Here is an 11,746-nt window from a genome sequence, read left to right on the forward strand (position 1 = left end):
CAGGGCGCACGGTGGGCAGCACGAGCCGTCAGAACAGCAGCGCCGAGGCCGGGTCGCGCAGGATCGAAGCGACGTCGGCCAGGAACCGCGAGCCCTTCTCCCCGTCGATGTGGCGGTGGTCGAAGGACAGCGCCAGCGTCGTCACGTCGCGCACCACGATCTCTCCGGTGGCCTCGTCGACCCAGGGCCGCTTGGAGATCGCGCCGACGCAGAGGATCGCCGACTCGCCGGGGTTGATGATCGGCGTGCCCGCGTCGACGCCGAAGACGCCGACGTTGGTGATCGTGAACGTCCCGCCGCTCATCTCCGCCGGCTGGGTCCGGCCCTCGCGGGCGGTCGCCGTCAGCGCACCGAGGGCCTCGCCCAGCTCCCGGAGGGTGAGGTCCTGGGCGTCCTTCACGTTCGGCACGACCAGCCCGCGCGGGGTGGCCGCGGCGATGCCGAGGTTGACGTAGTGCTTGATGACCACCTCACCGGCGGCCTCGTCCCACAGCGAGTTGATCTCCGGCGTGCGCCGCATCGCGAGCAGGACCGCACGGGCGATGACCAGCAGCGGGGAGACCTTGACGTCGCGCAGCTCCCGGTGGTCCTTGAGCCGCTCGACCAGCTCGGTCGTGCGGCTGACGTCGACGGTGACCCACTCGGTCACGTGCGGGATCGTGAACGCCGACTCCACCATCGCCGCGCCCATCATCTTGCGCACGCCCTTGATGGGTTCGCGGGTCTCGCGGTCGCCGGTGGGTCGCGCGGCGGGTTTCGAGACAGGCGCCAGGGCGCCTTCCTCAACCAGCCGCTCCTGCGCCGGCGCCCCTTCCTCGACCAGCCGCTGCTGGGCGACGACGTCGTCGCGGGTGACCGTGCCGTAGGGCCCGGAGGCGGTGCAGGAGGCCAGGTCGATCCCCATCTCCTTGGCGAGCTTGCGGACGGGCGGCTTGGCGAGCACCCGCTCGTCGACCGGCGCCGGTGCGGGCTCGGCCGGGAGCGGCGGAGCGGGCGTCGCGGGCACGGCGGGCTCGTCGGCCTCGATCACCGGCTCCGACTGCGCACCGCCGGGCGCGAAGGCGCCCTGGACCTGCATCTGGGTGGCGGCGGCCGACTCGGTCGACGGCGACGCGGAGCCCTTGCGGGGGCGGCGCATCGGGCCGCGCTCGGCCTTCATCCGGCCGACCAGGCTCTCGCCCTCGCCGCTGCCGCTGGCCGCGGGGTTGGAGAGGTCGATGACCATGTCGCCCGGGCCGGAGCCGGGGCCGCTGGCGGGAGCCGGCGCCGCGGCCGCCGCCTCGTCCGCGGAGGCGATCGCGATGATCGGCGTGCCGACCGGGACGGTCTCGCCCTCGGGGACGAGCAGGCCGGTGACGGTGCCGGCGTACGGCGAGGGCAGCTCGACCAGGGACTTGGCGGTCTCGATCTCGACGACCACGTCGTTGATGTCGATGACGTCGCCGACCTTGACCTTCCAGGAGACGATCTCGGCCTCGGTCAGGCCCTCGCCGACGTCGGGCAGGAGGTACTCGGGCATGGGTGTCCTCCTCAGACGGCGAGCGAGCGGTCGACGGCGTCGAGGACGCGGTCGAGGTCGGGCAGGAAGTCCTCCTCGATGCGCGAGGGCGGGTACGGCGTGTCGAACCCGCCCACCCGCAGCACCGGCGCCTCGAGGGAGTAGAAGCACTCCTCGGTGATCCGGGCCGCGAGCTCCGCGCCCATGCCGAGGTTGACGTGCGCCTCGTGGCAGACGACCGCGCGGCCGGTGCGCCGCACCGACTCGTAGACCGGCGCCATGTCCAGCGGGGACAGCGTGCGCAGGTCGATGACCTCGAGCGAGCGGCCCTCGTTGGAGGCGGCCTCGGCGGCCTTGAGCGCGGTCTTCACCGTCGGCCCGTAGGCCAGCACGGTGACGTCGGTGCCGCGGCGCACGACGCGGGAGCTGAACAACGGCGCAGGGGTGGCGTCGACGTCCAGGTCGGCCTTGTCGGCGTGGTACTGCCGCTTGGGCTCGAGGAAGACGACCGGGTCGTCGCACGCGATGGCCTGCTGGAGCATCCAGTAGCCGTCGACGGGGTTCGAGCAGGCCACCACCTTGAGACCCGGCGTGTGCGCGAACTGGGCCTCGGGCGACTCGCTGTGGTGCTCGACCGCGCCGATGCCGCCGCCGAACGGGATGCGGATGACCATCGGCATCCTGGAGCGACCCTGGCTGCGGAAGTGCATCTTCGCGACCTGGCACACGATCTGGTCGTAGGCGGGGTAGACGAACCCGTCGAACTGGATCTCCACCACCGGCCGGTAGCCGCGCAGCGCGAGGCCGACGGCGGTGCCGACGATGCCGGACTCCGCCAGCGGGGAGTCGATGACGCGGTCCTCGCCGAAGTCCTTCTGCAGGCCGTCGGTGATCCGGAAGACGCCACCGAGCTTGCCGACGTCCTCGCCCATGACGAGGACCTTGTCGTCGTGCTCCATCGAGGCGCGCAGGCCCATGTTGAGGGCCTTGGCGAGGGTGACCTTCTGGGTGCTCGACTGGGTGCCGGACTGGCTCGTGGGCTGGGCGCTCATCTCAGGCCTCCTCGAACTGGGAGAGGTACGCCGCGAAGCCGTCGCGCTGGGCGGCGAGCTCGTCGGTCATCTCCGCGTAGACGTGGTCGAACATGCTCAGCGGACGCGGGTCGGGCATCGCCTTGCAGCCCTCGCGCAGCGTCGCGCCGAGCTGGTCGGCCTCGTCGGCGATGTCGGCGAAGAACGACCCCTCGGCCAGGCCGTTGCGCTTGAGGTAGACCTCCAGCCGCGCGATCGGGTCCTTGAGCTTCCAGTGCTCGACGTCGTCGGAGAGCCGGTAGCGGGTCGGGTCGTCGGTCGTGGTGTGGGCGCCCATCCGGTAGGTGTAGGCCTCCACCAGCGTCGGGCCCTGGCCCTCCCGCGCACGCTGCAGCGCGGCCTGCGTCACGGCGTACGTCGCCAGCACGTCGTTGCCGTCGACCCGCACGCCGGGGAAGCCGAACCCGAGCGCGCGCTGGTAGAGCGGGATCCGCGTCTGGCGCTCGATGGGCTCGGAGATGGCCCACTGGTTGTTCTGGCAGAAGAAGACGACGGGCGCGTTGTACGACGCCGCGAAGATGAACGCCTCGTTGACGTCGCCCTGGCTGCTGGCGCCGTCGCCGAAGTGCGCGACGACCGCCGCGTCCCGGTCGGGGTCGCCGGTGCCGACGACGCCGTCGCGCTGCATGCCCATCGCGTAGCCGGTCGCGTGGAGCGTCTGGGCGCCGATGACGATCGTGTAGAGGCCGAAGTGGAACTCCTCGGGGTCCCACGAGCCCTGGTCGACCCCGCGGAAGAGCCCGAGCAGCCGCAGCGGGTCGAGCCCGCGGCACCAGGCGACGCCGTGCTCGCGGTAGGTCGGGAAGACGTGGTCCTGGGGGCGCAGCGCGCGGCCGGCGCCGATCTGCGCGGCCTCCTGGCCGAGCAGCTGGGCCCAGATGCCGAGCTCGCCGTGGCGCTGAAGCGCGGTGGCCTCGGTGTCGATGCGCCGGGTCAGCACCATGTCGCGGTAGAAGCCGCGGAGCTGCTCGGCGGAGAAGTCGAGGTCGAACTGTGCGAACTCGGGGGGAAGATGGTGGACGCGCTCGCCCTCGGGCGTCAGCAGCTGGACGAGCTCGGGTCCGCCGTCCTGCTGGGAGGGACCGAACACCTCCGCCAGGTCGGGGCCGAATCCGGACGTGTGGCTCACGGGCGCGCTCCTTCGAGGTCACCGGCCTCCGGGGTCACCGGTCGCCGGGTGGCGAGTGCCCGGACGCTCGACGCGGGGGTGGTGCGCCTTGTGACCGGGACCACATGCGTGGTGGGACAGAAGGTACCGGGGGCCGCCGCCCCCGCGCCAACCCGGGGAGCCCGCTCGTGCCGCCCCGCTACGTTCGGGCCATGAGCGACTCCACCGACGCCGGCACCGACATGCGCGTGAGTGCGACCGAGCTGGTCGCCGCCCCGCCCGAGGCGGTCTTCGCGATCCTCGTCGACCCGCACCAGCACCCGCGCATCGACGGGTCGGGCACGGTCCGCGGCACCGTCTCCGGGCCGGAGCGGCTCAGCCTCGGCGCCACCTTCGGGATGAGCATGAAGATGGGCGCGCCCTACCGGATCCGCAACAAGGTGGTGGAGTTCGAGGAGGGCCGGCTCATCGCCTGGAAGCACCTCGGCCTGCACCGCTGGCGCTACGAGCTCGAGCCCGTCGACCTCGCCGGCACCCCCGGCACCCGGGTCACCGAGACCTGGGACGCCACCTACTACCCCGGCCTCGGGCAGGCCCTCCTCCGCCGCCTCGGCGTGCCGGAGAAGAACCGGCGCGGCATCGAGGGCACCCTGCCCAAGCTCAAGGCCGCCGCGGAGGCAGACGCCGGCTGACGCGTGCCGTCAGTCGCCGCGCAGCCGCGCGTACACGTGCTGCATCGAGTCGGAGACGGCGGTGACGGCGAAGAGCGCGGCCCAGGTGCGGGCCGGGCGCGGGGCGACGTTCAGCGCGGCGATGTAGGCGGTGCCGATCCAGACGCCCAGGCAGAACGGGCAGGTGATCAGCTTGCCGATCGTGCTGCGCACGCCGCCGTCCTCCCGAGCACTCTCGACGTGCTCGCCCGAGCCCGCGGCCCCCTCGAACTGCGTGAACGGCGCGCGCACCGGCGCCGCCACCGACGACTTCGAGAGCAGCCGGGTGAACTTGTGCACCGCGAGCCCGCCCAGCGCGATGTCGGCGAGGTCGTAGCGCTCGACGAGCTGGTGGCCGGAGGCCGACCCGGCGGCGGCGATGCCGGCGAGGACCAGGCCGTACGTCGTCAGGCTGCCGGCGTACCCGCCGAGCGCGACGTCGCCGTCGGGGTCGTAGCCGTCGACGAGCCGGCCGACCGGGTGCGCGTGCGCGTGGGTGGAGGTCATGGGAGTCCGTTGACCCTCACCGCCGCGTCCCAGACGCCCCCGACGGGGTGAGCCTCCCCGCGCCGACCACCGGTCAGTGCACCTCGCCGAGGTCCTCGTGCGCGCCGTGGGAAACCGGCTCGACCTGGAACGTCGCGTGGCGGACGTCGAAGTGCTCGCTCATGCACGCGCACAGGTCGTCGAGCACGGCGCCGACGCCGCGGTCGGCGAGCGCGTCGTCGGTGACGGTGACGTGGGCCGACAGGCTCGGGATGCCGCTGGTGATCGTCCAGGCGTGCAGGTCGTGGACGTCGACGACGCCGGGCACGTGGCCGAGGTGGTGGCGCACGTCGTCGAGGTCGAGGCCCGCCGGCGCGATCTCGAGCAGGACGACGACGCTGTCGCGCAGGAGCACCCACGACCGCGGGGCGATGAGCACCGCGATCAGCAGCGAGGCGATCGGGTCGGCGCGGTCGAACCCGGTCGTCCAGGCCACGAGGCCGGCCAGCAGCGCGAGCACCGAGCCCACGGTGTCGGCCAGCACCTCGTTGGTCGCGCCACGCATGTTGAGCGAGCCGCTGGTCGAGCCGCGCAGGACGAGCACGGCGACGAGGTTCGCGACCAGGCCGACCGCGGCGAAGACGACCATCGGCCCGGCCTCGAGGTGGGTCTCCCCGGGGTCGAGCAGCCGGGCGACGCCGGCGTAGGCGAGGTAGGCGCAGACCCCGAGCAGCACCAGCGCGTTGAGCAGGGCGGCCAGGATCTCGGCCCGGTGCAGCCCGAACGTCGAGCGCGGACCGCCGCCGCGGGCCGCGACGTACGACGCCCCGAGCGCCAGCACGACGGCGGCCGCGTCGGTGGCCATGTGGCCGGCGTCGGCCAGCAGCGCGAGCGACCCGGTCAGCCACGCACCGACCAGCTCGACGACGAGGACGGTCGCGGTGATCGCGAGGACGATCCTCAGCCGACCGCGGTCCTCCGCGCGGCCGGCTGCGTGCGAGTGGTCGTGCCCGTGTCCCACGGGGCCATCCTGCCCGGTCGTGCCCCGACCGGTCTGCTCACCAGGGCCGGATCGGCTCCCCGCCGAGCGCCTCGCGGCCGTGCGGGGTCAGCCACACGTCCGGGTCGGGACCCTTCGGCACGACGCCGGTGGGGTTGATGTCGGTGTGCACGACGTAGTAGTGCGCCTTGATCTGCTCGAAGTCGATCGTCTCGCCGAAGCCGGGCATCTGGAACAGGTCGCGGGCGTAGGCCCACAGCACCGGCATCTCGGTGAGCTTGTTGCGGTTGCACTTGAAGTGGCCGTGGTAGACCGCGTCGAAGCGCGCCAGCGTCGTGAACAGCCGCACGTCGGCCTCGGTGACGGTGTCGCCCATGAGGAAGCGGCGGTCGGTGAGGCGCTCCTCGAGCCAGTCCATCGCGGTCCACAGCCGGTCGTAGGCGTCCTCGTAGGCCTCCTGCGAGCCGGCAAAGCCGCAGCGGTAGACGCCGTTGTTGACCTCGGTGAAGATCCGCTTCATCACGGTCTCCATCTCCTCGCGGACGTCGTCCGGCCAGAGGTCGGGCGCACCGGGGCGGTGGTGGTCGCGCCACTCGAAGGAGAGGTCGTGGGTGATCCACGGGAAGTCGTTGGTGACGACCTGACCGCTCTCGACCTCCACCACCGCGGGCACGGTGATGCCCTTGCTGTAGTCGGGGAAGCGGGCCAGGTAGGCATCCTGCAGCCGCTCGATGCCGAGCACCGGGTCCTTGCCGCCCGGGTCGCGGTCGAAGGTCCAGCTGCGCTTGTCGTGCGTGGGGCCCGGCAGGCCCAGGGAGATGACGTCCTCGAGGCCGAGCAGCCGGCGGACGATGATCGAGCGGTTCGCCCACGGGCACGCCGGGGCCGCGACGAGCCGGTAGCGGCCGGGCTCGACCGGCCACAGGTCGCCCTCGACCGGGCCGTGCTCGGGTCGGCGGGGCGCGCCGTCGACGACCTTCGTGATCCGGTCCGGGATGTAGGACATGTCCCGGTCGAAGGCCTTGCCCTTCTCGGTGTACGTGGGCTTGTCGTCGGAGGCCATGCCTCCCAGCGTAGGTGAAGCCTCAACAACCGCCCGGCGTAGCGTTCCTCCGTGCCCCGCCCCCGCCTGCCCGCCTGCGCCGCGACCGTCCTCGCGGGCGTCGTGGTCGCGACCGTCGCCGGCTGCGGCGGGTCGACCGGCGAGGCCGACGGGCCGGTCCCCGCGACCCCGACCACCACCGCGACCGCCAGTGCCACGGCCAGCCCGTCCCCCGCGCCCGAGCCCAGCCAGGAACCCAGTCCCAGTCCCGAGCCGGGCACCGTCCCGCCGCCGTGGCTGGGGACGCGGGTCCTGCCCAAGACGACGACGGGGTACGCCGCGCCGCGGGCCACCCCGAGGGAGCTGCGGCAGCGCCGGTTCACGCTGCCGGACACGGTCCGCGGACTGCCCGGCGACGGGTACGCCTCGAAGGTCGTCAGCCCGCCCCCGGCCGACGTGCTGGCCCGCTCGACCTGGGAGCCGGGCTGCCCCGTGGCGGCCGAGGACCTGGCGTGGCTGCGGGTGACGTTCCGCGGGTTCGAGGGTGGCCGGCACACCGGCGAGCTGCTCGTGGCGCGTTCGGCCGCGGACGACCTGGCCCGGGTGTTCGCCGACCTCTGGGACGCCGGCTTCCCGCTGGAGCAGATGACGATCACGCCCCGGGCCGCCCTCGACGCGCCGCCGACCGGCGACGGCAACGGCACCGGCGCGTTCGTGTGCCGAGCGGTCACCGGCGGCACGTCGTACTCCCAGCACGCCTACGGCCTGGCGATCGACGTCAACCCGTTCCAGAACCCCTACGTCCGCGAGCTGGCCGGCGGCCGGACGGTGCTGCCGGAGCTGGCCCCGTCCTACCTCGACCGCGACGACGTGCGGCCCGGGATGATCACCGCCGACGGCCTCGTCGTCCGCGCCTTCGCGCGGATCGGGTGGGCCTGGGGCGGTGACTACCGGTCGCTGAAGGACTTCCAGCACTTCAGCGCGACCGGCGGCTGACCTCAGGCGTCGATGACGAGCGGGATGATCAGCGGGCTGCGGCGGAACGCGCGGTGCGCCCATCGGCCGATCTCCCGGCTGAGCATCTGCTCGAGCTGCTGCGCGTCGCCGATCCCCTCGGCCGCGGCGCGGGCCAGCGTCTTCTCGATGACCTGGACGGCCGGGTCGAAGGCGTTCGGCTCGTGCACGAAGCCGCGGACCAGGAAGTCCGGCGGGTCGGCCAGCTTGCCCGTCTCGGCGTCGACGATCGCGAGGACGGTGACGACACCCTCCTCGGCCAGCGTGCGGCGGTCCTTGAGGGTGGCCTCGGTGGCTCCGCCGACGGTCTGCGCGTCGACGTACACGTTGCCGGCCCGGACCTTGCCGACGACCTTGGCGTGCCCCTCGACGAGGTCGACGACGACGCCGTCCTCGGCGATGACCACGTGGTCCTCGGGGACGCCGGTGTCGATCGCGAGCTGGGCGTTGGCCTTGAGGTGGCGCCACTCGCCGTGGACCGGCATGACGTTGCGCGGCTTGACGATGTTGTAGCAGTAGACGAGCTCGCCGGCGCTGGCGTGGCCGGAGACGTGCACCTTGGCGTTGCCCTTGTGCACGACCTGCGCGCCCCAGCGGCTGAGGTTGTTGATCAGGCCGGAGATGGCGTTCTCGTTGCCGGGGACCGCGGAGCTGGCCATGAGGATGGTGTCGCCCTCGCCGACGCGGATCTTGTGGTCGCGGTTGGCCATCCGGGCCAGCGCCGCCATCGGCTCGCCCTGGGAGCCGGTGCACACCAGCGTCGCCTTGTGGGCCGGCAGCTTCTCGAGCTGGTCCAGCGGCACGATCAGGCCCTTGGGGACCTTGAGGTAGCCCAGCTCCTGGGCCACGCCCATGTTGCGGACCATCGAGCGGCCGACGAACGCGACCTTGCGGCCGTGCGCGTGGGAGGTGTCGAGCACCTGCTGGATGCGGTGCACGTGGCTGGCGAAGCTCGAGACGATGATGCGGCGCGGCGCGGTGCGGAAGACCTGCTCGATCGCCGGCGCGAGGTCGCGCTCGGACATCGTGAAGCCCGGGACCTCGGCGTTGGTGGAGTCGGTGAGGAAGAGGTCGACGCCCTCCTCGCCCAGCCGCGCGAAGCCGCGCAGGTCGGTGATCCGGCGGTCCAGCGGGAACTGGTCCATCTTGAAGTCACCGGTGTGCAGCACCGTGCCGGCGCTGGTCCGGATGCCGACCGCGAGCCCGTCGGGGATCGAGTGGTTGACCGCGAGGAACTCCAGGTCGAACGGGCCGTAGGGCTTCCGATCGCCCTCGGCCACCTCGTGCAGCTTCGGCACGATCCGGTGCTCCTTGAGCTTCTCCCGGATCAGCGCCAGGGTCAGCCGCGACCCGATGACGGGGATGTCCGCGCGCTCGCGCAGGAGGTACGGCACACCACCGATGTGGTCCTCGTGACCGTGCGTCAGCACCAGGCCGACGACCGAGTCGAGCCGATCCCGGATCCAGCTGAAGTCCGGGAGGATGACGTCGATGCCGGGCTGGTGCTCCTCGGGGAAGAGCACGCCGCAGTCGACGATCAGCAGCTTGCCGTGGTGCTCGAAGACGGTCATGTTGCGACCGATCTCGCCGAGGCCACCGAGGCCGACGACGCGGAGGCCGTTCTTCGGGAGACGGGGCGGCTTCTGCAGCTCGGGGTGCGGGTGGCTCACGGGGTGGATCCGATCAGGTGGCGTGTCGCACGCCGGCGGACCCGGCGCCTCTCGGACCCATCTTGTCAGCCTTCTCCGCGAGGAGCGGCGGCGCGGTGTGTCGCGGGCCCGTCCGGCCGCTCAGCGGGGGAACGTCTCTGCGAGCTGCAGCAGCCGGTCGTTGGCCTCCGGCTCGCCGATCGAGACCCGCGCCCCCTCGCCCGCGAAGGGCCGCACGACGATGCCCAGCTCGTCGGCCGCGAGGGCGAAGTCGGCCGTGCGCTCGCCCAGCTCGAACCACACGAAGTTGCCCTGCGCCTCCGGCACGTCCCACCCGCGCTCGCGCAGGCCGTCGACCACCCGGGTCCGCTCGGCCACCAGCGCCTCGACCCGCTCGAGCAGCTCGTCGCGACGCTCCAGCGAGGCGATCGCGGCCACCTGCGCCACCGTCGAGACCCCGAACGGCAGGGACACCGCCCGCAGCGCCGCCGCGATCGGCGCGGGCGCCACGGCGTACCCCACCCGGAAGCCGGCGAGGCCGTAGGCCTTGGAGAAGGTGCGGGTGAGGACGACGTTGTCGTGGCGGCGGTACGTCGCGACGCCGTCGACCGGGTCGGTCGAGCGCACGAACTCCACGTAGGCCTCGTCGACCACGACCAGCACGTGGCTCGGGACCTTCGCGAGGAACGCGTCGAGCTCGGCCTGGGTCACGGCCGGGCCGGTCGGGTTGTTGGGCGTGCAGACCAGCACGACCTTGGTCCGGTCGGTGACGGCGGCGGCCATCGCGTCGAGGTCGTGGCGCCCGTCGGGCAGCACCGGCACCCGCACGCTGGTCGCCCCGGCCGCGGTCACCGCGATCGGGTAGGCCTCGAAGGAGCGCCAGGCGAAGACGACCTCGTCGCCGGGGTCGCAGAAGGCCTGCACCAGCTGGTAGATCAGCCCGACCGACCCCGTCGCCACCGAGAGGTGGTCGGCCGGCACGTCGAAGGTCTCGGCCAGCTTCGCGTAGAGCGCCGAGGAGCCCATGTCGGGGTAGCGGTTCATCTGGCCGACCGCCTGCTGCACGGCCTCGACCACGCCGGGGAGCGGCGGGTAGGGGTTCTCGTTGCTGGAGAGCTTGTAGGAGACCATCCCCGGCCGCACCGTGGGCGGCTTGCCGGCGACGTACGGCGGGATGTCGGCGACGTTGGGGCGGGGCTGCGGGCTGGTCACGCGGGTCAGGTTAGGCCGACCCCCCGCGCCAGGGCCGCAGCAGCAGCGCCAGCAGGAAGCCGATCCCGACGCCGATGGCCGCGCCCAGCACGTTGTCGACGACGTCGGTGACGTCGCAGGCGCGGTCGAGGCGGGCGAGGACGAGCTGGGTGACCTCGATGGCGACCGAGCACGCCGCCAGGAACGCCAGCCCGAGCGGGGCCGCCACCAGCGCCCCGCGTGCGCGGCGGGCGGTCGCGAGGACCAGCAGGGCGCCGGAGGGGATGAAGACGACGGTGTTCAGCAGCCGCTGGCCGCCGGAGAAGATCCAGAACCCGTCCGGCGCCGGCCCGCCGATGTCCCACGAGCAGGTGTCCATCCGCCCCTCGGCCGGGACGATCCCCGGCGCGCCGTTGGCCGGGATGAGCGTGATGAAGCCGATGACCGTCAGCGACCACAGGAAAAGCGCGACCGAACCGGACGTGAACGGCCCCAGGCGGCCCCGCAGCGCCAGGTGCAGCAGCAGGCACACGCCCCCGGACAGGACGATGCCCAGGAGCATCACGCCCACGCCGCCGACCGGGAACACGCCCCGGACGCTATCGGGTGGGTGCGCTCCCCCGAACGGACGATCCTGCTCCGATCCGCCCCGACCGGCCCTCCGCCGGACCTACGGTCGACCCGTGCTCCTCGCCCGCAACCTCGGCCTCGGCCTGCTCCTCACGAGCCTCGCCGTCCTCGCCGTCGGCCACACGCCGCAGCCGGAGCTGACCACCACCACCTGCGCCGCTCCCGCCTGCCGCTGACCCGCCGGACCGGTGGTCGAGCAGCGAGCGCCAGCCGGTGGGTTGAGGAGGCGCGCCAGCGCCGTCTCGAAACCGAGCGTCGACGAGACCCGGTGAGGTGCGCAGGGCGCTACAACCCTCGTCCGGCCGGCGGGTGGTTGCCGCCCTGCGG

12 protein-coding genes are annotated in these 11,746 nt (G+C 72.9%); 3 read left to right on the plus strand and 9 right to left on the minus strand.

Features of this window, described 5'->3' with window-relative positions; translation table 11 throughout:
* Window positions 1–28 precede the first annotated feature (28 nt).
* The 3 genes from QWY29_RS06030 to pdhA are packed head-to-tail and all read right to left on the minus strand — an operon-like array spanning window position 29 to window position 3,679.
* Window positions 29–1,519, minus strand: a complete 1,491-nt coding sequence (locus QWY29_RS06030) for a dihydrolipoamide acetyltransferase family protein (protein ID WP_300959794.1) — start codon at window positions 1,517–1,519, stop codon at window positions 29–31.
* Window positions 1,520–1,530: 11 nt separating this feature from the next.
* Complete coding sequence (locus QWY29_RS06035) at window positions 1,531–2,550, minus strand: alpha-ketoacid dehydrogenase subunit beta (RefSeq protein ID WP_300959795.1); 1,020 nt, start codon at window positions 2,548–2,550, stop codon at window positions 1,531–1,533.
* A 1-nt stretch (window position 2,551) separates the two neighbouring features.
* Window positions 2,552–3,679 carry a pyruvate dehydrogenase (acetyl-transferring) E1 component subunit alpha gene (pdhA, locus tag QWY29_RS06040; protein ID WP_439117410.1) on the minus strand — a complete coding sequence of 376 codons (1,128 nt, stop codon included), beginning with the start codon at window positions 3,677–3,679 and terminating at the stop codon, window positions 2,552–2,554.
* A 230-nt stretch (window positions 3,680–3,909) separates the two neighbouring features.
* Between pdhA and QWY29_RS06045 the strand changes: the two genes are divergently transcribed.
* Window positions 3,910–4,389 carry an SRPBCC family protein gene (locus QWY29_RS06045; protein ID WP_300959796.1) on the plus strand — a complete coding sequence of 160 codons (480 nt, stop codon included), beginning with the start codon at window positions 3,910–3,912 and terminating at the stop codon, window positions 4,387–4,389.
* Between the two features lie 9 nt (window positions 4,390–4,398).
* On the opposite strand, the gene QWY29_RS06050 is transcribed toward QWY29_RS06045, so the two are convergent.
* The 3 genes from QWY29_RS06050 to QWY29_RS06060 all read right to left on the minus strand — a co-directional run bounded on the left by QWY29_RS06050 (window position 4,399) and on the right by QWY29_RS06060 (window position 6,956).
* Entirely contained in the window at window positions 4,399–4,914 is a 516-nt protein-coding gene (locus QWY29_RS06050; protein WP_300959797.1) for a DUF1360 domain-containing protein, read from the minus strand.
* 73 nt (window positions 4,915–4,987) lie between these two features.
* Window positions 4,988–5,914, minus strand: a complete 927-nt coding sequence (locus QWY29_RS06055) for a cation diffusion facilitator family transporter (RefSeq protein WP_300959798.1) — start codon at window positions 5,912–5,914, stop codon at window positions 4,988–4,990.
* A 37-nt stretch (window positions 5,915–5,951) separates the two neighbouring features.
* A complete protein-coding gene (locus tag QWY29_RS06060) occupies window positions 5,952–6,956 on the minus strand; it encodes a glutathione S-transferase family protein (RefSeq protein ID WP_300959799.1) in 1,005 nt (334 codons plus the stop codon).
* 51 nt (window positions 6,957–7,007) lie between these two features.
* Here QWY29_RS06060 and QWY29_RS06065 point away from each other — a divergent pair, with 51 nt between their 5' ends.
* Window positions 7,008–7,931 carry a M15 family metallopeptidase gene (locus QWY29_RS06065; RefSeq protein ID WP_300959800.1) on the plus strand — a complete coding sequence of 308 codons (924 nt, stop codon included), beginning with the start codon at window positions 7,008–7,010 and terminating at the stop codon, window positions 7,929–7,931.
* Between the two features lie 2 nt (window positions 7,932–7,933).
* Here the strand turns inward: QWY29_RS06065 and QWY29_RS06070 are convergent, their stop codons facing one another.
* The 3 genes from QWY29_RS06070 to QWY29_RS06080 form a co-directional block, all read right to left on the minus strand.
* The gene (locus QWY29_RS06070) at window positions 7,934–9,619 is read right to left on the minus strand and encodes a ribonuclease J (RefSeq protein ID WP_300959801.1); all 1,686 of its coding nucleotides are present in this window, start codon (window positions 9,617–9,619) and stop codon (window positions 7,934–7,936) included.
* A gap of 120 nt (window positions 9,620–9,739) precedes the next feature.
* A complete protein-coding gene (gene hisC / locus QWY29_RS06075) occupies window positions 9,740–10,810 on the minus strand; it encodes a histidinol-phosphate transaminase (RefSeq protein ID WP_300959802.1) in 1,071 nt (356 codons plus the stop codon).
* Window positions 10,811–10,820: 10 nt separating this feature from the next.
* Window positions 10,821–11,378, minus strand: a complete 558-nt coding sequence (locus tag QWY29_RS06080; RefSeq protein WP_300959803.1) for a VanZ family protein — start codon at window positions 11,376–11,378, stop codon at window positions 10,821–10,823.
* A 94-nt stretch (window positions 11,379–11,472) separates the two neighbouring features.
* Between QWY29_RS06080 and QWY29_RS06085 the strand changes: the two genes are divergently transcribed.
* Window positions 11,473–11,595: a hypothetical protein gene (locus QWY29_RS06085; protein WP_300959804.1), complete on the plus strand. Its 123-nt coding sequence runs from the start codon at window positions 11,473–11,475 to the stop codon at window positions 11,593–11,595.
* Window positions 11,596–11,746: the final 151 nt, after the last annotated feature.

The organism is Nocardioides abyssi (genome assembly GCF_030412915.1).
Classification (GTDB): domain Bacteria; phylum Actinomycetota; class Actinomycetes; order Propionibacteriales; family Nocardioidaceae; genus Nocardioides; species Nocardioides abyssi.

What these genes read in the sequence shown, in the direction of transcription:
- QWY29_RS06030 (WP_300959794.1), bottom strand. Translation starts at nt 1,519, where the DNA reads ATGCCCGAGTACCTCCTGCCCGACGTCGGCGAGGGCCTGACCGAGGCC.
- QWY29_RS06035 (WP_300959795.1), bottom strand. Translation starts at nt 2,550, where the DNA reads ATGAGCGCCCAGCCCACGAGCCAGTCCGGCACCCAGTCGAGCACCCAG.
- QWY29_RS06045 (WP_300959796.1), top strand. Translation starts at nt 3,910, where the DNA reads ATGAGCGACTCCACCGACGCCGGCACCGACATGCGCGTGAGTGCGACC.
- QWY29_RS06050 (WP_300959797.1), bottom strand. Translation starts at nt 4,914, where the DNA reads ATGACCTCCACCCACGCGCACGCGCACCCGGTCGGCCGGCTCGTCGAC.
- QWY29_RS06060 (WP_300959799.1), bottom strand. Translation starts at nt 6,956, where the DNA reads ATGGCCTCCGACGACAAGCCCACGTACACCGAGAAGGGCAAGGCCTTC.